This window comes from Saccharopolyspora taberi (assembly GCF_039534165.1).
Taxonomy (GTDB): Bacteria; Actinomycetota; Actinomycetes; order Mycobacteriales; family Pseudonocardiaceae; genus Saccharopolyspora_D; species Saccharopolyspora_D taberi.
Map to the genome: position 1 here is coordinate 100,271 of NZ_BAAAUX010000020.1, position 20,963 is coordinate 121,233.

General features: G+C 70.4%; 18 protein-coding genes. 12 read left to right on the forward strand and 6 right to left on the reverse strand.

The window, feature by feature from the left end:
• Positions 1-106: 106 nt before the first annotated feature.
• Positions 107-1,711 carry an MFS transporter gene (locus tag ABD691_RS25025; protein ID WP_344683693.1) on the reverse strand — a complete coding sequence of 535 codons (1,605 nt, stop codon included), beginning with the start codon at positions 1,709-1,711 and terminating at the stop codon, positions 107-109.
• Positions 1,712-1,906: 195 nt separating this feature from the next.
• Between ABD691_RS25025 and ABD691_RS25030 the strand changes: the two genes are divergently transcribed.
• Positions 1,907-3,154 carry a M14 family metallopeptidase gene (locus ABD691_RS25030; RefSeq protein WP_344683695.1) on the forward strand — a complete coding sequence of 416 codons (1,248 nt, stop codon included), beginning with the start codon at positions 1,907-1,909 and terminating at the stop codon, positions 3,152-3,154.
• A 63-nt stretch (positions 3,155-3,217) separates the two neighbouring features.
• On the opposite strand, the gene ABD691_RS25035 is transcribed toward ABD691_RS25030, so the two are convergent.
• Positions 3,218-3,763 (reverse strand): MaoC family dehydratase, encoded by a 546-nt coding sequence (locus tag ABD691_RS25035; RefSeq protein WP_344683697.1) that lies wholly within the window; start codon positions 3,761-3,763, stop codon positions 3,218-3,220.
• 136 nt (positions 3,764-3,899) lie between these two features.
• On the reverse strand, positions 3,900-4,805 hold the full coding sequence (locus ABD691_RS25040) for a LysR family transcriptional regulator (protein ID WP_344683699.1): 906 nt from the start codon (positions 4,803-4,805) through the stop codon (positions 3,900-3,902).
• Positions 4,806-4,911: 106 nt separating this feature from the next.
• On the opposite strand from ABD691_RS25040, the gene ABD691_RS25045 reads away from it, so the two are divergent.
• The 9 genes from ABD691_RS25045 to ABD691_RS25085 all read left to right on the forward strand — a co-directional run bounded on the left by ABD691_RS25045 (position 4,912) and on the right by ABD691_RS25085 (position 15,052).
• Entirely contained in the window at positions 4,912-6,054 is a 1,143-nt protein-coding gene (locus ABD691_RS25045) for a CaiB/BaiF CoA transferase family protein (RefSeq protein WP_425565152.1), read from the forward strand.
• Between the two features lie 413 nt (positions 6,055-6,467).
• Positions 6,468-7,703 (forward strand): SLC13 family permease, encoded by a 1,236-nt coding sequence (locus ABD691_RS25050; RefSeq protein WP_344683703.1) that lies wholly within the window; start codon positions 6,468-6,470, stop codon positions 7,701-7,703.
• Positions 7,704-7,959: 256 nt separating this feature from the next.
• The gene (locus ABD691_RS25055) at positions 7,960-9,123 is read left to right on the forward strand and encodes a hypothetical protein (protein ID WP_344683705.1); all 1,164 of its coding nucleotides are present in this window, start codon (positions 7,960-7,962) and stop codon (positions 9,121-9,123) included.
• 77 nt (positions 9,124-9,200) lie between these two features.
• Positions 9,201-10,118: a DMT family transporter gene (locus ABD691_RS25060; protein WP_344683707.1), complete on the forward strand. Its 918-nt coding sequence runs from the start codon at positions 9,201-9,203 to the stop codon at positions 10,116-10,118.
• Between the two features lie 28 nt (positions 10,119-10,146).
• Positions 10,147-11,028, forward strand: coding sequence for a LysR family transcriptional regulator (locus ABD691_RS25065; protein ID WP_344683708.1), 882 nt, complete (start codon positions 10,147-10,149; stop codon positions 11,026-11,028).
• A 187-nt stretch (positions 11,029-11,215) separates the two neighbouring features.
• Complete coding sequence (locus ABD691_RS25070; protein ID WP_344683710.1) at positions 11,216-11,842, forward strand: alpha/beta hydrolase; 627 nt, start codon at positions 11,216-11,218, stop codon at positions 11,840-11,842.
• The gene (locus tag ABD691_RS25075; protein ID WP_344683712.1) at positions 11,839-13,089 is read left to right on the forward strand and encodes an NAD(P)/FAD-dependent oxidoreductase; all 1,251 of its coding nucleotides are present in this window, start codon (positions 11,839-11,841) and stop codon (positions 13,087-13,089) included. Before ABD691_RS25070 ends, ABD691_RS25075 begins: the two co-directional genes overlap by 4 nt.
• Positions 13,090-13,091: 2 nt before the next feature.
• Positions 13,092-13,820 (forward strand): DUF1365 domain-containing protein, encoded by a 729-nt coding sequence (locus tag ABD691_RS25080; RefSeq protein ID WP_344683714.1) that lies wholly within the window; start codon positions 13,092-13,094, stop codon positions 13,818-13,820.
• Complete coding sequence (locus tag ABD691_RS25085) at positions 13,817-15,052, forward strand: class I SAM-dependent methyltransferase (protein ID WP_344683716.1); 1,236 nt, start codon at positions 13,817-13,819, stop codon at positions 15,050-15,052. Before ABD691_RS25080 ends, ABD691_RS25085 begins: the two co-directional genes overlap by 4 nt.
• A 21-nt stretch (positions 15,053-15,073) precedes the next feature.
• Here the strand turns inward: ABD691_RS25085 and ABD691_RS25090 are convergent, their stop codons facing one another.
• The 3 genes from ABD691_RS25090 to aceB form a co-directional block, all read right to left on the reverse strand.
• Positions 15,074-15,406 (reverse strand): hypothetical protein, encoded by a 333-nt coding sequence (locus ABD691_RS25090; protein WP_344683719.1) that lies wholly within the window; start codon positions 15,404-15,406, stop codon positions 15,074-15,076.
• A 110-nt stretch (positions 15,407-15,516) separates the two neighbouring features.
• Positions 15,517-16,770 carry a DUF6986 family protein gene (locus ABD691_RS25095; protein ID WP_344683721.1) on the reverse strand — a complete coding sequence of 418 codons (1,254 nt, stop codon included), beginning with the start codon at positions 16,768-16,770 and terminating at the stop codon, positions 15,517-15,519.
• Positions 16,771-16,890: 120 nt separating this feature from the next.
• Positions 16,891-18,489 carry a malate synthase A gene (gene aceB, locus ABD691_RS25100; RefSeq protein WP_344683722.1) on the reverse strand — a complete coding sequence of 533 codons (1,599 nt, stop codon included), beginning with the start codon at positions 18,487-18,489 and terminating at the stop codon, positions 16,891-16,893.
• Positions 18,490-18,728: 239 nt separating this feature from the next.
• Here aceB and ABD691_RS25105 point away from each other — a divergent pair, with 239 nt between their 5' ends.
• Together ABD691_RS25105 and ABD691_RS25110 are read left to right on the forward strand one after the other, a co-directional pair.
• Positions 18,729-19,493 carry an IclR family transcriptional regulator gene (locus tag ABD691_RS25105; protein ID WP_344683724.1) on the forward strand — a complete coding sequence of 255 codons (765 nt, stop codon included), beginning with the start codon at positions 18,729-18,731 and terminating at the stop codon, positions 19,491-19,493.
• 170 nt (positions 19,494-19,663) lie between these two features.
• Positions 19,664-20,590 carry an acyl-CoA desaturase gene (locus ABD691_RS25110; protein ID WP_344683725.1) on the forward strand — a complete coding sequence of 309 codons (927 nt, stop codon included), beginning with the start codon at positions 19,664-19,666 and terminating at the stop codon, positions 20,588-20,590.
• Positions 20,591-20,963: the final 373 nt, after the last annotated feature.

The window sequence follows — 20,963 nt, forward strand, 5'->3', positions numbered from 1 at the left end:
CGTCAACCAACCCAACACACCCCGGTGCGTCGGCCACCCCGACACGCCGCGGCGTGTCGGGGCAACCGAGCCACAAGCCCGGTCACCGCGGGCCAGACCGGCCTGGTCACGACGCCGGCTCCGCCTCCGACACCGGCTCCGCCTCCGACGCCGACACCAGCTCCGACACCGCCTCCGGCTCCGGAGCGGGCTCCTCCGCCCGATCGGGCCGCACGTTGCGCAGCAGCACCGCCGCCAGCACCGCGGCCACGGCGGTGATCCCCGCGCCGAACCAGCCGACCGCGTTCAGCCCGTCGGTGAACGCGCTCCGCGCGCTGTCCAGCACCTCGGCCGCGACCGGCGCGGGCAGCTGCCCGGCCGCGTCGGCCGCTCCGCCGAGGGTGTCCCGGACGGCTTCGCCCGCCTCCGGCGGCACGCCCTCCGGCACCACCAGGTTCGCCCGGTAGACCGCGGCGCCGATGCTGCCGAACACCGCGAGTCCCAGCGCACCGCCGAACTCCTGCGCCGTCTCCGACAGCGCGGACGCCGCGCCCGAGCGCTCCGGCGGGGCCGAGCCGACGATCATGTCCGTGCCCAGGACCGCCAGCGGCGCGGATCCGACGAAGAACACCGTCTGCCCGGTGATCGCCAGGGCCAGGTCGCCCGCCCCGCCGACCTGCGTGAGCAGCAGCAGCCCGACCACCGAGACCGCGGCACCGGCTCCCATCAGGTATCCGGGCCGGATCCAGCGCGCGATCACCGGCGACAGGCCGAAACCGATCAGCACCGCGAAGGTGGGCACCGCCGACCACAGCCCGGCTTCCAGCGGGGTCTGGCCCAGCACCAGCTGGAGGTACTGGCCCACGTACAGGCCCAGCCCCGGGCCCACGATCACCACCAGCATCAGCGTGCCGAGGGAGGCGCTGAACTTCCGCTCGGCGAACAGCGCCAGGTCGAGCAGCGGATCGGCCAGCCGCCGCTGCCTGCGCACGAACGCGACCGCGAGGGCGAGCCCGACGACCACCGACAGCGCCGGGACCAGGTCCGGGCCCACGGTCGCGATCTCCTTGACGCCGTAGATCGTGAGCAGCGCGGCGGCCAGCGACAGCGCGACGCTGGCGAGGTCGAGCCCGCGGCTCGTCCCCTCCTTGTACTCCGGGAGCAGCAGCGGGCCGAGCACCAGCAGCAGCACCATCACCGGGATGTTCAGCAGGAACACCGAACCCCACCAGAACGACGCGAGCAGCAGGCCGCCGACCAGCGGGCCCGCGATCATGCCGACGGTGAACGACGTCATCCACGCGCTGATCGCCGCGGTCCGCTGCCTCGGATCGAGGAACATGTTGCGGATCAACGACATCGTCGACGGCATCAGGGTCGCGCCCGCGATGCCGAGCACCGCGCGGGCCGCGATCAGCATCTCCGCGCTGTTGGCGAACGCGGCGACCGCGGAGGCCGCGGCGAAGGCGGACGCGCCGATCAGCAGCAGCTTCCGCCTGCCGATCCGGTCGCCGAGATTTCCCATGGTGATCAGGAAGCCGGCGATCAGGAAGCCGTAGATGTCACTGATCCACAGCAGCTGCGCGCCCGAGGGGCGCAGATCCTCGCTCAGCTGCGGCGTCGCGAGGAACAGCACGCTCATGTCGATCGAGAGGAGCAGCGTCGGGAGCGCGAGCACGGCGAGGCCGATCCACTCCTTCCTGCCAGCCCTGGGAGCACTGCCGGCATCCATATCAGACCTCGTTCCTGGTTCGCGGGGCCGGAAAGCCCCAGGTGGCAGGAACGTAAAACTTCGACATTGCTTCAAGTCAAGCGCTGTGGGGCAGGACACCCCGGCAGTCACTTCTGACACTTTCGCCGGTTGTGGGCGGTTCGGCACCTGCGCAAGTCTCTGCGGGTCATCTCATCTGATCGATCGGAGATCCCGATGTTCAGTTCACGAGGTACCGCGGTGGCCGTGGCCGCCGCAGCCTGCCTGGCCCTGCTCCCCGCGGCGCAGGCCACGTCGACGCCGCAGCCGGAACCGGAGGTCTACTCGGTGCCGGACACCGACAGCCGCAGCCGGACCGAGATCAACCGCACCGGCGCGCTGGTGCTGTCCGTCGACGAGGCAGGTGTCGCCACCGTCGAAGCGACCCCCGAGCAGGCGGAAAAGCTCCGCGCCGCCGGGTTGAAGCCCCGTCAGCAGGAGACCGTGGCCGCCGCGTTGGCCCGGATCAACGCGGGTCCCGATGCCGGGGTTCGCGACTTCCCACCGCAGGACCAGGGCTTCCACAACTTCGACGAGATGAAGGCCGAGCTCGACAAGGCCGTCGCCGACCACGGCGGCATCGCCGCGAAGTCCAGCGTCGGCAAGTCGTTCGAGGGCCGCGAGATCCCGCTGCTGAAGATCAGCGACAACGTCGCGCAGGACGAGGACGAGCCCGAGGTCCTGTTCAACTGCAACCAGCACGCCCGCGAACACCTCACCACCGAGATGTGCCTGCGGATCGTCAACCGCTTCACCGACGGATACGCCAACGACCCCGCCATCAAGGAGATCGTCGACAGCCGCGAGATCTGGGTCGTGCCCGTCACCAACCCCGACGGCTCCATCTACGACGTCCAGTCCGGGCAGTACCGGGGCTGGCGGAAGAACCGGCAGAACACCGGCACCGACACCAACCGGAACTGGGACTACAAGTGGGGCTGCTGCGGCGGTTCCAGCGGCAACCCGAGCGCCGAGACCTATCGCGGGACCGCGCCGTTCTCCGCACCGGAGGCCGGCGCGCTGGCCAGGTGGGTCGACTCCCGCGTGGTCGGCGGCAGGCAGCAGATCAGGGCGCACATCGACTGGCACACCTACTCCGAGCTGGTCCTGTGGCCGTTCGGCTACACCTACGACGGCGCGACCACGGGCATGACGCAGCAGGAGTACGACCGGTTTGTCCGCGTCGGCCGGGAGATGGCGCAGACCAACGGCTACACCCCGCAGCAGTCAAGCGACCTCTACATCACCGACGGCAGCACCACCGACTGGATGTGGGGCAAGCACAAGATCTTCTCGTTCACCTTCGAGATGTTCCCGTCCAGCGGCGGGATCGACGGGTTCTACCCCGATGACGAGGTCATCGGACGGGAGACCACCCGCAACGACGCCGCGGTCGACATCCTGCTCCGCGAGGCCGGGGTCTGATCCGGGCTCCGGGCCGGAGCCCTCGCTCCGGCCCGGAGCACCACCCCCAGCCCTGTGGGCGCCTCACGACTGCAGGGCCTTCCGGGCCGCCTCGTCCCACACGGGCGAGACCCCGGTGAAGTCCGGCCCGCAGCCCGACTTGTAGATCAGCATCGTGCGCTCGAAGACGATGACGATCTCGGATCGCTGGTTGAACCCGACGGTGCGCACCCGCACGACCCCGACCTCGGGCCGCGAACGCGACTCCCGGGTCGAGAGCACCTCGGACTCGGAGTAGATGGTGTCGCCCTCGAACACCGGGTGCGGCAGCCGGACCTTGTCCCAGCCCAGGTTCGCCAGCACGTGCTGTGAGAGGTCGACGACCGACTGACCGGTGACCAGCGCGAGCGTGAACGTCGAGTCGACCAGCGGCCTGCCGAACTCCGTCTGCTCGGCGTAATGCGCGTCGAAGTGGATCGGCGAGGAGTTCTGCGTGATCAGCGTGGTCCAGATGTTGTCGGTCCGCGTGATCGTGCGGCCGAGCGGGTGGCGGTACACCTCACCGACGGTGAAGTCCTCGAAATAGCGGCCCGTCCAGCCGGGTGTGTAGTGCTTGGGCTCACTGGTCATGACCGCAGTGTGCCGAGCACGTCCGGTGACTTCCAGCAATCGGTCAGAGCGAGTCCACATTAGAACGATGTGCGAACGGAATGACACCGCCCCGGGGAGCGCCGCGAACGGGGCCGTTCGGACTACGCCGGGCGACTCAGCGGTGGATCAGCGGGTGGTTGTGCACGAACTCGATGAACCGGTGCACGGGCGGCGACTGCCTGCGGCGCAGCAGCGTGGCGAACCCCGCGGTCCGCACGGCACCGGAGTCGCTGATGACCAGCTGCTTGGTGCCCTTGGTGAGCGCTCCGCGCGGGGTCGCGGGCAGCACCGCGATCCCGGATCCGGCGCCGACCAGGCCCCACAGCGTGGGGATCTCGGTGGCCTCCATCGCGACGGTGGGGGTGAACCCGGCCTCGGAGCACAGCGCGTCGGCGATCTGGCGGAGCCCGAACTCCGGGCGCAGCGCGACGAAGACCTCGCCCGCGAGCTCGGCCATCTCGATCTTCTTGACCTGCGCCAGCGGGTGCTGGTCGTGGACGGCCAGGCGCAGCGACTCCTTGGCGATCGGGTGCCAGTGGATGTCCTCGTCGCGCGGTTGCGGGCTGCAGAACGCGGCGTCCACCGACTCGTTGCGGAGCAGGTCGACCACGGTGTCGGCCGGGCCGCCCTCCAGCAGGAACTGCACGCCCGGCGTGCCCTGCCGGTACTCCTGCACCAGCCGGGGGACCAGCCAGGATCCGTAGGAGGTCACGAAGGCCAGCGACACCACGCCGCACTGCGGGTCGATCATGGAGGCGATCCGCTGCTGGGCCGCCTCCACCTCGCCGAGCACCCGGATCGCGTGCGCGCGCACGACCTCCCCGTAGCGGTTGAGCCGCAACCGCTTGCCGGAGCGGTCGAAGAGGTGGACGCCGAAGTGGTTCTCCAGCCTGCCGATGGCCCGCGACAAGGTGGGTTGGGCGATGTGCAGCCGCTCGGCCGTCTGGGTCACCTGCTCGGTCTCGGCCAGCGCCACGAACCACTCCAGCTCGCGCAGCTCCACATCCCGATCATGCGCCATGCGCATCGGATTCGCAATGATCGGTCATTGGACTCGGTGCCACCGGTCTCCACACCATGTCGTCATGTGTGACAGGGATTTTCCCAATCCTGAGCCGGATGTCAGTGTGGCGGCCGGTGCCCTGGCAGGAGTCGTCGTGGTCTCGCTGGAGCAGGCGGTGGCGGCCCCGTTCGCGACCCGGCAGCTGGCCGACCTCGGCGCGCGGGTGATCAAGGTCGAACGGCCCGGCACCGGTGATCTCGCGCGGTCGTACGACACGACGGTCCGGGGGATGGCCAGCCACTTCGTCTGGCTCAACCGCGGGAAGGAGAGCATCGAGCTCGACGTGAAGACGCCTGCGGGAAGGGAAATCCTGCACCAGCTGGTGGCCCGCGCGGACGTAGTCGTGCAGAACCTCGCACCCGGAGCGGCGGAACGCCTCGGCGTCAGCGCGGAACTGCGCGAGACCCGACCGGAACTGATCACCTGCGACATCTCGGGGTACGGAGCGGGAGGACCGTATTCCGACCGGAAGGCGTACGACCTGCTCATCCAGTGCGAGACGGGGCTCGTGTCCATCACCGGGACCGAGGAAACCCCGTCCAAGGTCGGCATGTCGATCGCGGACGCCGCGACCGGAACCTACGCCTACACCGGGATTCTGACCGCGTTGCTGCACAGGGAGCAGACCGGACAGGGCAGCGCACTGGAGATCTCCATGCTGGAAGCACTTGGCGAATGGATGGGATACCCGTTGCTGTACACGGTCTACGGCGGTACTCCACCGAAACGAGCAGGCGCCAGCCACGCCACGATCGCCCCGTACGGCCCGTTCCCGGCCGCCGACGGCCGCATCATCAACCTCGGCCTGCAGAACGAGCGGGAGTGGTCCAGGTTCTGCGAGGTGGTGCTAGAACTCCCCGCCCTCACAACGGATCCGCGGTTCGCGGGCAACGCCGAACGCGTGGCGAACCGAGCCGAACTCGACACCGCGATCGCGAAGGTCTTCGCGACCCTGTCATCCGAGGAAGTAGTGGAACGGTTGGAGGAAGCCGGTATCGCGTACGCCCGCCAACGCACCGTGGCGGAGTTCGCGGAGCACCCACAGCTCGCCGCCCGCCACCGCTGGCGCCCGGTACGCACCCCGGCCGGCGAGATCCAGGCCCTGCTGCCACCGGTCACGTTCGCCGACGGAACTCCGGACATGCGGCCGGTCCCCGCCCTGGGCGAGCACACCGAGCCGATCTTGCGCTGGCTCCGCGAGACGTAGCGAGGAACGCTGGTTCCGCTCAACACGGCCCAGCCAAAGAACTCCCCACCCACAAGGGCGGGAAGTCTCCACCCACAAGGGAGGGGTTTGGTTCTCATCCCGTCGACCTGGCAAAGCCCGATCAGACCGTGTCAAGGGGGCACCACCGAGCAAAACCGCAAGACAACAACGAAACCGCCCCCTTGACGCGGTCTGATAGCCCTCCGTGGAGGTCGACGGGATGAGAACCACCCCAACCGAACCGCAGCCGGACAGCGGAGACTCATCCCGGAGACCTGCCGGGGGTCTGGGGGCGGCGAGCGCCCCAGAAAGCCCCACGAAACCGCAGCCGAACCGCCAACCCCCCACTACGCTCCCCCAAGACCACCCCAAAACCCAAAACCGTCGGGGGCCACCAAGAGGAGGCTCACCGCATGCTGCTCACGGCCCTCGCCGGACTGCTCGTCATCTTCCTCGCCGGATCGCTGCGCCCGGTGAACATGGGCGCGGTCGCGCTGGTGGCGGCCTTCCTGCTCACCGCCGTCAGCGAGGCGCAGCCGGAGGACATCTTCGCCGGTTTCCCGGTGGACCTGCTCGTCATCCTGGTCGGCGTCACGTACCTGTTCGGCTTCGCCCACAACAACGGGTCGGTCGACTGGATCCTCCGGCTGGCCGTGGCCGCGGTGCGGGGCAACAGGGCGCTGGTCCCCTGGATCATGTTCGCCGCCTCGGCGGTGCTGGCCGGGATCGGCGCCGCCTCGCCTGCCGCGGTGGCCATCGTCGCGCCCGTCGGGATCGCGTTCGCGGTGCGGCACGGGACGAGTCCGCTGCTGGCCGGGCTGATGGCGGTCAACGGCGCGGCGGCGGGCAGCTTCTCCCCGCTGGGAGTTCTCGGCGGCATCGCGCTGCGGACCGCCGAGCGCTCCGGGGCGCGGATCGACGCGGCCTCGCTGCTGTTCACCGTGCTCGGCTTCAACTTCCTTATCGCGCTCGTCACCGTGGCCGTCTTCCGCAAGCACGGCGTCGGCGCCACCGGATCCGCGCCCGCCCTGGCGCCGCGAACCAGGCCGACCGCGGAGCAAGTGCTGACGCTGACCGGAATTCTCCTGCTGATCGCCGCGGTCACGTTCCTGAAAGCCGACGCGGGCCTGGTGGCGCTGACCGCCTCGGTCGTGCTGGCCCTGCTCTTCCCCGCGACCGCGCAGGACGCGGCCAAGCAGATCGCCTGGCCGATCGTCCTGCTCGCGTGCGGCATCGTCACCTACGTCGCCGTGCTGGAGCGGATCGGCGTGATCCGGGAGCTCAGCAACGGTGTCGAGGCCATCGGTTCCCCGGTGCTGGCCGCTCTCGTCGTCTGCCTCATCGGGGCGGTGGTCTCGGCGTTCGCCTCCACCACGGGAATCCTCGGCGCCCTCGTCCCGCTTTCCGTCCCGCTGCTGGTCGGCGGTGACGTCCACCCCGGGTTGCTGCTCGCCGCGCTGTGCGTGTCCGCTTCCGTCGTCGACGCGAGTCCCTTCTCCACCAACGGCGCGCTGGTCGTCGCCACGGTTCCCGAAGCGCAACGGGCCGCGACCTACCGCGCGCTCCTGCTCTGGGGCGCCGCGATGGTCGTCGCCGCACCGCTCGCGAGCTGGGCGGTGCTCGTGCTTCCGCAGCTCGCCGGAAAGTAGCGGATTTTCCCAGATCACCCCGGGCCGCGACGGCTGAACTGTACTTATACGCCCGCGACATGAGGAATAGGCAAATAAGTAATTTTACGAAACCCACCGGAACTCGGCAAGCTGTCAGCAGTAGGCCACAAGGGTCGACGTCCGGACGGGGCCGCAGAACGCGCGGCGCCGCATTACGCACAGTTCAGGAATCGTCACGAACCATCCGCTTCGCACGCGTTCAGCCGAATTCCGCACCGCATTAGGAGGATTTCCCGTGCGCGGTAATGCTGATACCGGATCGAATTCCGCCAACTGGAGCAAGATCGAGCTCGACGAGGCCGACGCCTGGATCGCCTGGGACGGCCAGGACGGCACCGACTACGCCTACGGCGGCACTCGAACGGTTTCCTGGGACACCAGCGACGAGGACACCGTCGCGATCCTCACCCGCCTCGCAGTGAACGAGAGCCAGCTCAAGAACCACCTCATCAACTCCGCCGTGGAGGACGGGGTCCTCGACGAGTTCTCCCCGCAGCTGCCGCCGGGATTCCTGGCCAGCCGGATCGGGGGCGGCCGGTGCGTCATCCGCCCGCGCGACGAACGGACCGCCCGGATCCTCTCGGATCCGACCCACGCGGATTTCGCCCGCACCATCGACCCGATCTTCGCGGGTATCGGTGAACTGCTCAACAGCAAGAACGGATCCGTCAAACTCACGCCCGATTTCGGACGTTTCGCCGGACTCGCCGACACGCTGTTCCAGTACACCGAGCACGTACTCGGGATCAGCCGCGCCAGCGGCGGTTGCGGCGGGAAATCGTCGTTTTCAACCACCGGCGTCATCGCCGCGTTCGAGGCCCTCAAACCCGATCTGAAGGGACCGATGTCGCTGGCCGGTTCCGAGGGAGCGATGGGCAGCGAGTTCTTCGAATACCTGAAGAACGCGCGTTACGGCGACGTCGCGGTCGCCGACATCGTCTACCCGGAATCGCAGACCACCACCGGCGGCTACCCGGTCCTGCCCGCGCGGGAGGGCACGTTCACCAACGAATTCCTCGGCCGCGGCGGCGCGCTCATCGCCAACACCTGGGGCAACGAGCTGGAGAACGCCGACCTGTCCGCGCTGCGCCCGGGCACCCTCCTGCTGCTGGCGCACAACCACTCGGTGCCCGCCGGTGACGCCGGGATCGCGCTGATGCGCGACGTGGCCGCGCGCGACGTCCTGGCGCTGCCCGGCCAGGTCCTCACGCTCGGCGGCGCGCTCACCTCGCGCCTGGAGTGGTTCTCCCGCCAGGCGTGGCCGGGCGAGCTGTTCAACAAGCCGCTGGCGCACGAAGTGGTGCGCAAGGTGGTCCGCCACCTGATCCAGCGCTGCACCGAGGCGTCCTCGTCCGGGGGCGCCACTCCGTACGAGGCCATGCTGGCCATGGTCGACTGATCTTGCACTGGGGGCGACGAGTGAAGCAGCGATACGGATCCGCGGCCACCACCGCGAAACCGGCCACGACCGCGAAAATGGGGGGAACCCTGCCCATCGGTCTGGCGGCGGGGGTGGTCTTCGCCTCGGCATCCGGATATCCGGTCGGTTCGCTGGGGGTGGCCGCGGCTTCGCCGTTCCTGCTCACCGCCGTGCGCATCGCGGTGGCCGCCGCCATCCTGGCGGCCATCGCTGTGGCCACGCACGCGCGGTGGCCGAAGGGGCGGTTGCTCGTTCACTGCATGGTGGTGGGAATTCTCGGCCAGTGCGTGCACTTCGCCGGTCTCTACGCCGGACTCGCGGCGGGGGTTCCGGCGGCGGTCTCCGCGCTGGTCTTCGGACTCCACCCCGTCGTGACCGCGGCGTTGACGGCTGGACTCCTCGGCGAGCGCTTCCGGTGGCCCCGGGTGCTCGGGCTGTGCCTCGGCATCGCGGCCGTCGTGATCGCGCTCGCCGGCAGGCTGATCGCCGCGGGCACCCTGGACGCGGGCAGCTTGCTGACGCTGATCGGCCTGCTGGGGCTGGCCGGGAGCGCGGTGTACCAGCAGCGGTTCTGCGCCGGGGTCGACCTGCGGGCGGCGAGCGCGGTGCAGCTGTCGACGGCGGTGCCGCCGCTGGTCGTGCTGGCGGTCCTCGAACGCGGCACGGTGACCGACTGGTCCACCGCCGCGCTGGTGGTGCTCTGGCTGGTCGTGGTCAACTCGATCGCGGGGACCAGCTTCATCCTGCACTCGGTCGCACGGGCCGGGGCCGCGCGCACCAGCACGGTGTTCTGCCTGGTTCCCGCCGCCGCCGCGCTGATGGCGTGGCCGGTGGCAGGCCAGATCCCCTCCGCCGGGGCGATCGCGGGGCTGGTGCTGGGATTCTTCGCCACGCTGCTGGGCGTCGGCTACTTCCAGCGCACGCCGCAGGACCCGGTCCGGGACTACCCGAGCCTGTCCAGCACCTCGAAATGATCTGCGGGTTCACGCCGATAATGCGGGTATGAACCTGCGTGCGTTGCAGTGGTTCGTGGTCCTGGCCGACGCCGAGCACATGACGGCCGCCGCGGAGCGCCTGCACATCACGCAACCGACGCTGTCCCGTGCGATGGCCCGGCTCGAACGCCGGCTGGGAACCCGGCTGTTCGACCGGACCCCGCACGGGCTGCGCCTCAACCGGTACGGCGAGGTCCTGCGCGCGCACGCGCACCGCGCCCTCGGCGAGCTGAACTCGGCGGAGGAGCGCATCGCCACGCTGATCGACCCGGACCGCGGGACGGTCTCGCTGTCATACCTGTACTCGCTCGGCGCCTGGCTGGTGCCCGAACTGCTCCGCGGCTACCGCGGCCAGGCGCCGGGCGTGCGGTTCGTGCTGACCGGCGGCGCGGCCGACGTCATCCTGGAGGACCTGCGCAGCGGCCGGGTGGACGTCATCCTCACCAGCCCGCGCCCGGACGCCGACGACGTGCTGTGGACCGAGATCGACCAGCAGGAGGTGTGCCTGGCCACCTCCGTCGACCACCCGCTGGCCTGCCGGGAGCGGATCTCGCTGGCCGAGGCCGCCGACGAGGACTTCATCGCGATGCGGCCGGAGTTCGGGCTGCGCCAGGTCGCCGAGGAACTGTGGCAGCAGGCCGGTTTCCGGCCGACGCTGGCGCTGGAGAGCACCGAGCTGGCGACCGTCCGGGGGCTGGTCGGCCACGGGCTCGGGGTCGCGATCGTGCCCGCGCCGCGCGACGGGGACGGTGCGCAGCGGTTGCGCTACCTCCGGCTCGACGATCCCGGGGCCCGGCGCCCGGTCGGCGCGGCCGTCATCGCGGGGCAGCACCAGCCGCCTGCCGTCCGCCGCTTCTGCGCATTCGTGCGGGGGCGCGCGGATTCGTGAGCAGGGGATCGTAATATCAGCGCGAATCATCCACTGCCACTGGGGCCCATGGAGAAGTTGATCTGTGTCATATCTCGTCCGGGCCACACCGGCTTTTTCTCCCCTGGCGGGCTTTCCCGTCGTACGGTGATAACAATCGTGCCGCTTTCGTCCAGTTCGTGATCCGAGCCAGACGCGGAGGACGGGTATGCGCTTTTCCACGAGCGGGTCGGCCGAGCCCGCGCTCCGGATCATGCCCGGAAGCGGCGCCCGGACGCTCGTCCTGGTCCTGCACGGCGGCAGGATCACCAGCAGCGAACCGGCCCGCACGCACCACCTCGCCTACCAGCGGATGCTCCCGATCGCCCGGGGCGTCCGCCGCCGGACCGGCAGCGAGGTGTGGTTGCTGCGCAACAGGTTCCGCGGCTGGAACGCGCCCGACCTGCATCCGGTGGCCGACGCGCGGTGGGCGCTGGCGGAAGCGGCTCGCAGGCATCCCGGTGCCCGGATCGTCGTGGTCGGGCACTCCCTCGGCGGCCGGGTCGCGCTGCGGGTCGCCGACGCGGACGGGGTCGCCGGGGTGTGCGCGCTGGCGCCGTGGACCGAAGCCGACGACCCGGTCGACCAGCTCGCGGGCCGGGCCGTGCTCATCGTCCACGGCGACAACGACCGGATCACCTCGCCCGCCGCGTCGGCCGACTACGCCGACCGCGCGGGCGCGCGCCTGGAAGTCGTGCGCGGATCCGGTCACGCGATGCTGCGCCACCGTCGCACCTGGGACCGGTTGGTCCACCGGTTCGTCGCGGACCTGGTGGCCGAGGAGGAACGCCGATGACGCGGGTGGCCGTGGTCGGCGGCGGTGTTTCCGGCCTGACAGCGGCACATCTGCTGCAACGCGACCACGAGGTGGTGCTGTTCGAGGCGGACGACCGGCTCGGCGGCCACGCGCACACCCACGACGTGCGCACCCCTGACGGACGCCTGATCAACGTGGACAGCGGGTTCATCGTGCACAACGACCGCACCTACCCGAAGTTGCTGCGGTTGTTCGGCGAACTCGGCGTGCGCACCCGGGAAACCGAGATGTCGATGAGCGTGCGATGCCAGGGCTGCGGGCTGGAGTACGCGGGCGCCAAGCGCCTCGGCGGGCTCTTCGCGCAGCGCGGCAACCTCGCCCGTCCCGCCTACCTGGCGATGCTCGCGCAGGTGCCCCGGTTCCACCGGTTGGCGAACCGGCTGCTGGACCGACCCGCGCGGGACGACCTGACCCTCGCGGATTTCCTCGCCGCAGGACGGTTTTCCGCCTACTTCGTCGACCACTTCGCGCTGCCCGTCGTCTCCGCCGTGTGGTCGGCGGACCGCCGGACCAGCGGCCGGTACCCGGCGCGCTACCTGTTCGAGTTCCTGCGGCACCACGGAATGCTGTCGCTGCGCGGATCTCCGGTGTGGCGGACGGTCGTCGGCGGCTCCCGGGAGTACGTGCGGCGCATCGCGGCACGACTGTCCACAGTGCACACGGGTACGCCGGTCCGCTCGGTGCGCCGGACTTCCGGCGGGGTCGAGGTGCGCGATGACGCCGACACCGTGCACGAGGTGGACCGGGTCGTGCTGGCCTGCCATGCTGATCAGGCGCTCGCGCTGCTGGCAGAACCGACTGCGGCGCAACAGGAAGTGCTCGGCGCGTTCCACTACTCGGAGAACGAGACCGTGCTGCACACCGATCCGTCACCGCTGCCCCGCGCTGCCGGGGCGCGGGCCTCGTGGAACTACCTGAAACCGTCCTGCGGCTCGGATTCCGGGCGGGTCCGGGTCAGCTACGACATGAACCGCCTGATGCGGCTGGCCGAACCCGTCAACTACCTGGTGACGCTCAACGGTTCCGCGCCCGAGCACCGGACGCTCGCGCGGATGCGCTACCGGCACCCGATCTACACCCCGGACGCGCTCGCCGCCCAGCGCAGGCTGGGCGAGATCGGGGACGACCGGGTCCAGTTCGCCGGGGCCTACCACGGCTGGGGATTCCACGAGGACGGTTGCGCGGCGGGAGCGCGGGCGGCTGCCGCCTTCGGGGCGAGGTGGTGACGGTGCGAGCTCCGGCGCTCTACGACGTCGTAGTGGGCCACAAGCGACATGTCGACATTTCCAAGTCCTTCCGGCACCGCGCCTACACCTGGCTCGTCGACCTCGACCACCTCCCGCACCTGCCCTGGTGGCTGCGGCCGTTCGCGCGCTTCGACCCGCGCGACCACCTCGGTTCGCCGCACCGGACGATCCGGGAGAACGTCGACCGCTGGCTGGAGACCAGGGGCGTCGACCTGCGCGGCGGGCGGGTGCTGATGCTCGCGCACGCCCGTGTGCTCGGGTACGTGTTCAACCCGCTCACCGTGTACTGGTGCCACCGCCCCGACGGCGAACTCGCCTGCGTGCTGGCCGAAGTCCACAACACCTACGGCGAGCGGCACTGCTATCTGCTCCACCCGGACGCCTCCGGCGGTGCCGAGGCCGACAAGCAGTTCTACGTCTCGCCGTTCCTCCCGCTGCACGGCCGGTACGAGATGCGCTTCGAGCCGCCCGGGGAACGCCTGCGGGTGCTGGTGCGCCTGCTCGACGGCGAACGTCCGCTGTTCAGCGCGGCCATGACCGGCCACCGGCGTCCCGCGACGCCGCGCGAGCTGCTGCGGATGCTGCTGCGCAGGCCGTTCGTGCCGCAGCGGATCGCCGCGCTGATCCGCTGGCACGGGATCGCCGTGTGGCTGCGCCGAGTTCCGATCGTCCCCCGGCGTCCGCACCAGCACCAGGAGGGAATCCGATGACCACCTGCATCGAACGCCCTGCCACCGCACCGCAGTGGGACAGGGTCGGGCCGCCCCCGCACGCGCCCGTGCGCGCCCGCTTCGCGGAGGCGCTGTTCCGCAACGTCGTCGCCGAACTGCCGATCCGGGTCGCCCTGGCGGGCGGCGAACGGCTCGGCGCGGGCGGGCCGGACGCACCGCTGATGCGGGTGCCCGACCCGGCCGCGTTCTTCCACCGCCTCGGGGCGGACGCCAAGCTGGGGCTGGGCGAGGCGTACATGAGCGGCGAGTGGACCAGCCCCGATCCGGCCGCGCTGCTGACCCCGTTCGCCGAGCGGATCACCCGGCTGGTGCCGCGCTCGCTGCAACCCCTGCGCCGCTGGGTCGAGCGGCGGCGACCCGCCGTCGAGCGCAACACGCCGGAAGGCGCCCGCCGCAACATCAGCCACCACTACGACCTGTCGAACGAGGTGTTCGCGACCTTCCTCGACGAGACGATGACGTACTCGTCGGCACTGTTCCGGCCCGGCAGCGACGACCTCGCGGACGCCCAGCGCAACAAGATCGACCGGATCCTCGACCTCGCCGGGGTGGGAGCCGGAACCCGGCTGCTGGAGATCGGCACCGGCTGGGGCGCTCTGGCGCTGCGCGCCGCGGAGCGGGGCGCGCGCGTCACGAGCCTGACGCTGTCGGCGGAGCAGGCGTCGATGGCGCGCCGGCGCATCGCCGACGCGGGGCTGTCCGGCCGCGTCGACGTGCAGCTGCGCGACTACCGCGACGCCGCGGGCGGTTACGACGCGGTGGTCAGCGTCGAGATGATCGAGGCGGTGGGAGCCGAGTACTGGCCGGAGTACTTCCAGGCGCTGGACCGGCTGCTGCTGCCCGGCGGCCGGGCGGCGATCCAGGCGATCACCATGCCGCACGACCGGATGGTGGCCACCCAGCACACCTACACCTGGATCCACCGCTACATCTTCCCCGGCGGGATCATCCCGTCGGTCCGGTCGATCACCGACAACGTGCGCGAGCGGACCGGGCTGGCGATGTCGGAAAGCCGCTCGTTCGGCGCCGACTACGCCCGGACGCTCCGGCACTGGCGGAACCGCTTCCTGCGGCGCTGGCCGGACGTCGAAGCCCTCGGCTTCAGCCGGAACTTCCGCCGGATGTGGGAGTTCTACCTCGCCTACAGCGAGGCCGGGTTCCGCTCCGGCTACCTGGACGTCTGGCAGTTCAGGCTGGACAAGACCGCCTGAGTGCGCGCGACGCGGCGGCGCTCACCTCCGCCGCCGCAGGGCGAAGGCGAGGGCGGCCAGAGCCGCCGCGAGCGCCAGCTGCCCGCCCAGCACGACGCGGTTGACGTTGACGGCGGGATGCCAGTTCACCTCGCCCTTGCCGTTGATCGACCACGCCCCGACCGGGCGCGCGTCCAGACCGGCGCCACCGCCGTCGTCCCCCTTGGCCCGGCCGAAACCCCAGCCCTCGCGGACGTGCATCACCGGGACCAGCGTCGTGTCGCCCTGGCGCACCGGGGTGCCCTGCACCTGGTTGGCGCCGAGGTCGGACAGCAGGTCGACGACGTCCTTGCGCGGCTTGTCCTTCTCGGTCATCTGCGACCCCCTCGTTCGTCGGCAGCTGTCGCGACGGTAGCGGCTGCCGGGATCCGCCGCCGGGGGTTTCGAGGCAGCCCGGTGCCGGGAACCGGGCGCCCGTCAAGGCCCTACAGCCTGCCGAGCTTGCGGATCTCGGCCTCGGACAGGCCGGTCATCCGCTGCGCCTCCTCGGCGTCGGTGCCGCCGTTGTCCAGCGCGCGCACGAAGGACGCGGCCAGCGCTCGCGCGGTCGCGGGCTCGTCGGCCACCGCACCGCCGCTGGCCGACACGTAGTCGGACAGCCGCTTGGCCTCGGCCGGGGCGGTCTCGCGGAAGGCCGCGAACACCGCCGCGTAGCGGGTGACCAGCTGCGCGGGGTGCAGGTCCCAGCTCTGGTGGAAGCCGTGCTCCAGCGAGCGCCGCACCAGCGAGTAGTGCGTGCGCCAGCCGAGTTCGAGCTGGTCGCCGACGGGCAGGATGTTGGTCGAGCCGTCGGACAGGAAGACCCCGGTGCCCGCCGCCGAGACCTGCATCGCGTGCCGGGCGAAGTCGCAGGCCCGGTGCGCCAGGTGCTGGTGGGCGGCGGTCAGGCCGCAGCCCGCCGTGTAGTCGTAGGTGCCGAAGTGCAGCCCGGTGACCCGGCCGGCGCCCGCCCGGATGAAGCGCGGCAGCGCGAACCTGCCGTCGGAGTCCACGATGGACTGCGTGGTCTCCACCTGGATCTCGAAGCGCAGCGCGCGCTCCCGCAGGCCCAGCTGCTGCTCCAGCAGCTCCAGCACCTCGACGAACACCTCGACCTGGCGGACGTCGACGACCTTCGGGAAGGTCAGCAGGAACCCGTCCGGCAGGCTGCCCCACTGCTCCAGCAGCGCGGTCAGGAACACGTCGAGCGTGCGGACCGAGCGCGCCCGCAGCTCCGGGGTGTCGAACGACTTCACCCGCAGGCCGAAGTTCGCAGGCTCGGTCCCGTCGCGCAGCCATTCGGCGATGATGCCCGCGGTGCGCTCGGCGTCGGCGTCCTCGGTCTCGTCCCCGGGGCGTCCGTAGCCGTCCTCGAAGTCGATGCGCAGGTCCTCGACCGGGGCGTCCTGCAGCTTGGCGCGCACCCGAGGATGCACCGCAGCGGCGAGTTCGGCGTCCAGGCCGAGGATTCCGGCCAGCGCGTCGGCGGTCGCCGCGTGCCGGTCGAAGACCTCCAGCGCGTCGGCCGCCCACCCGCGGACCGTCCCGGCGTCGACCTTGCCCGCGGGGACGTAGCAGGTGTGCACCGGCTGCCGCACGTCCCGCGCTCCCGGGTAGACGGCGGCGACGTGTTCGTCCACAGCGGACAGCCGCGCGAGCCGTTGCCGGACCTCGGCGGATTCCAACGACGTTCTGGCCACTTGCACTCCCATCTTCAAGGAATCGGGCATCTCCAAAAGGCCCGTGAGCGGTGATGCCGCCCTGGGACGGCATCACCGCTCACGATCACTGGCTCGGCGCGGGTGCCCGCACCGGCATGCTCAGTCGATCTGCTCGTAGGCGGGCAGCGTCAGGAAGTCGACGAACTCGTCGGCCACCGCGACCTGCTCGAACAGCTCGACCGCCCGGCCGAGGTCGTCGACCGGGAAGCCCTCCTCGGCGCGCAGCTGCTTCTCGGTGTCGGCCAGGACCTCCCTGACCAGGTCCTTGGTGACCTTCTCGCCACCGGCCAGCACGACGCCGTTGTGCAGCCACTGCCAGATCTGCGACCGGGAGATCTCGGCGGTCGCGGCGTCCTCCATCAGGTTGTGGATCGCCGCCGCGCCGTTGCCGCCCAGCCAGGACACGATGTAGCGGACGCCGACGTCGACCGCGGCCCGCAGGCCCTCGACGGTCTTGTCGCCGGGGGTCGAGGCGACGTCGAGCAGCTGGTCGGCGGTCACCGCGACGTCCTCGCGGACGCGGGAGATCTGGTTCGGGTTCTCGCCCAGGACCGCGTCGAACTCCTCGAAGCAGATCTCGACCAGGCCGGGGTGGGCGACCCAGGAGCCGTCGAAGCCGTCACCGGCCTCGCGCTTCTTGTCGTCGTGCACCTTCTGCATGGCCTTCTCGTTGGCCTCGGGGTCCCGCTTGTTCGGGATGAACGCGGCCATGCCGCCGATGGCGAACGCGCCGCGCTTGTGGCAGGTGCGCACCAGCAGCTCGGTGTAGGCGCGCATGAAGGGCGCGGTCATGGTGACGGCGTTGCGGTCCGGCAGCACGTACTTGTCGGAGTCGCGGAAGGTCTTGATGACGCTGAACAGGTAGTCCCAGCGACCGGCGTTGAGACCCGCGGAGTGGTCGCGCAGCTCGTAGAGGATCTCCTCCATCTCGAACGCGGCCGGGAAGGTCTCGATCAGCACGGTGGCGCGGATCGAGCCGTGCGGGACGCCGAGGTCGGCCTGGGCCTTGGTGAACACGTCGTTCCACAGGCGGGCTTCGAGGTGGCTTTCCATCTTGGGCAGGTAGAAGAACGGCCCGGTGCCCCGCTCGATGGATTCCTTGGCGTTGTGGAAGAAGTAGAGGCCGAAGTCCAGCAGCGCGGCGACCACCGGCTTGCCGTCGACCAGCACGTGCTTCTCGTCGAAGTGCCAGCCGCGCGGGCGGACCAGCGGCACGGCGTGCTGCACGTCGTCGCGCAGCTTGTACTCCTTGCCGCCCGGGATGCTCAGCTCGATCTGCTTGCGGATGACGTCGTAGAGGTTGACCTGGCCGGAGACGACGTTGTCCCAGTGCGGGGTGTTGGCGTCCTCCAGGTCGGCCAGCCAGATCCGCGCGCCGGAGTTCAGCGCGTTGATCGCCATCTTGCGGTCGGTCGGCCCGGTGATCTCGACGCGGCGGTCGCGGATGCCCGCGGGCGGCTCGGCGACCTTCCAGTCGCCCTCGCGGATCTCGCGGGTCTCCTCCAGGAAGTCGAGGCGGCCGTTGCGGGCGGCCTCGGCACGGCGCTGCTTGCGGCGTTCCAGCAGCTCGTCGCGGCGGGCGCCGAAGGCTCGCTGCAGACCGGCGACGAACTCGAGAGCCTCCTTGGTGAGGATCTCGTCGCCGCGCTCGACCGAGCCTCCGAGCACCTGGACGCCCGCTGCCGTCGTTTGGGACATGGAAGGTCCACCTCTTTCTGAGTGCCGGGTTCGCAGATGGTGGCTTGAAAACTCACCTTGCCGCTAGGAGCGCGCCCTCGCACCTGTACGGCGCGCTGACTCGCTGTCTAGCGGTACGCCCGTTATGTTTTCTGCATCGTGGATGTTAGTTTCCGCATGGCGTTCGAAGCAACATGAGCTGTCGCACCATCGGCGGACTAGACTCGTCGGGCAGCCCGAGTGGAGAGGAAACGTGTGCGATGACCGGACCGCGCCGGGCCAGCGGAGGTGTGCAGTCCGTCGAGCGCACCTTCGAGCTGCTGGAACTGATGGCCGACGCCGGGGGTGAGGTTGCGCTGTCCGACCTCGCCGAGTCGTCGGGACTGCCGCTGCCGACGATCCACCGCATCATGCGGACCCTGGTCGGCGCGGGCTACGCCAGACAGCAGCCGTCCCGCCGCTACGCGCTCGGTCCGCGGCTGATCCGCCTCGGCGAGACGGCGAGCCGCGCCCTGGGCGCCTGGGCCAGGCCGTACCTGGCGGAGCTGACGGAGAAGACGGGCGAGACGTCGAACATGGCGGTCCTCGACGGCGAGCAGATCGTCTACGTCGCCCAGGTGCCCTCGCAGCACTCGATGCGGATGTTCACCGAGGTCGGCCGCCGGGTCGACGCGCACGCCACGGCGGTGGGCAAGGCGGTGATGGCGAACATGCCAGCCGACGCGGTGACCCAGATGCTGACCAGGGCGGGGATGCGCCCGCAGACCGAGCGCACCATCACCACGATCGGAGCGATGCACGACGAACTGGCCCGCATCCGCCAGGACGGCTACGCCGTGGACGACGGCGAGCAGGAGGTCGGCGTCCGCTGCTACGCGGTCGCCGTCCCGGGCGCCCCCGCGGGCGCGGGCATCTCGATCAGCGGCCCGGAGGGCCGGATGACCCGGATCACCACGGACGAGGTCATCCCGCTCATGCAGCGCCTGGCCAGGGAGCTGTCCAGCGAACTCAGCGTCTCGGCGTGAGCAGCCGCCTCTGACGCTCGCCCAGCCGACGTCCCCGCCATTTGGCGGGGGTCCGGTTCGGTGAGTTCACCCGCTCTTGAGGGCAGGTTCGTTGTGCCCCGCACGAAATGCCGGTTTCGTTGATCGAGCACGGCACCACTTCCCGCCGAAGAGTCGAGGTCAGCGCTGCGATGGGCACTCCTGTCTCCGAAACCAAACCGCTGATGGCCGGCCGTCGGGCGCTGGCCCCGCACCTGTCGGTCTACGTGTTCATCCTGGTCCCGTTCCTCGCCCTGGTCGCGGCGGTGCCGCTGGCGTGGGGCTGGGGCCTGAACTGGTGGGACCTCGCCATGGCCGCGGGCTGGTACGTGGTCACGATCCTGGGCGTGACGGTCGGGTTCCACCGCTACTTCACCCACGGCGCGTTCCGCGCCAAGCGGTGGCTGCGGATCACGCTCGCGGTCGCGGGCAGCCTGGCGGTGCAGGGCCCGATCCTGCACTGGGTGTCCGACCACCGCCGCCACCACGCCTTCGCCGACCGGGAGGGCGACCCGCACTCGCCGTGGGCGTTCGGCACCTCCCCGGCCGCGCTGGTCCGGGGCTTCTGGCACGCGCACATGGGCTGGATCTTCGACCGCGACCTGACCAACCAGCAGCGCTTCGCCCCCGACCTGCTGGCCGACCGCGACATCCGGATCGTGCACCGGCTGTTCGGCCCGCTGACGGCGGTCACGCTCCTGCTTCCCGCCGTGACGGGCTGGCTGATCACCGGGACCTGGTGGGGCGCGCTGACCGCGTTCTTCTGGGCGGGCCTGGTGCGGGTCGCGTTCCTGCACCACGTCACGTGGTCGGTGAACTCGATCTGCCACCTGATCGGCGAGCGCCCGTTCCGCAGCCGCGACAAGGCCGCGAACTTCTGGCCGCTGGCGCTGCTGAGCATGGGCGAGTCCTGGCACAACCTGCACCACGCCGACCCGACCTGCGCGCGGCACGGCGTCAAGCGCGGTCAGATCGACGTCAGCGCTCGGGTGATCTGGGTCTTCGAGAAGTTCGGGTGGGTTTCTCACGTTCGGTGGCCTACCGCTCGGCGGTTGGCTCGGTTGGCTTCCGAGGGGTAGGGGGCCGAAGCGGCTTTGCCGGTTCGGGTCTTTTGGGCGGGTGGTTTCTGGGGTCCTCGCCGGCCCCGGACCCCCGGCAGGTCTCCGGGACCGAAGCGGCTTTGCCGGTTCGGCTGCGGTTTCGTGGGGCTTTCTGGGGCGCTCGCCGCCCCCAGACCCCCGGCAGGTCTCCGGGATGAGTCTCCGCGGTCCGCTGCGGTTCGGTTGGGGTGGTTCTCATCCCGTCGACCTCCACGGAGGGCTATCAGACCGCGTCAAGGGGGCCGTTCGTTGTTCCGCTGCGGTTTTGCTTGGTTGTGCCCCCTTGACACGGCCTGATCGGGCTGGCGCCAGGTCGACGGGATGAGAACCAAACCCCGCCCTTGTAGGTAGG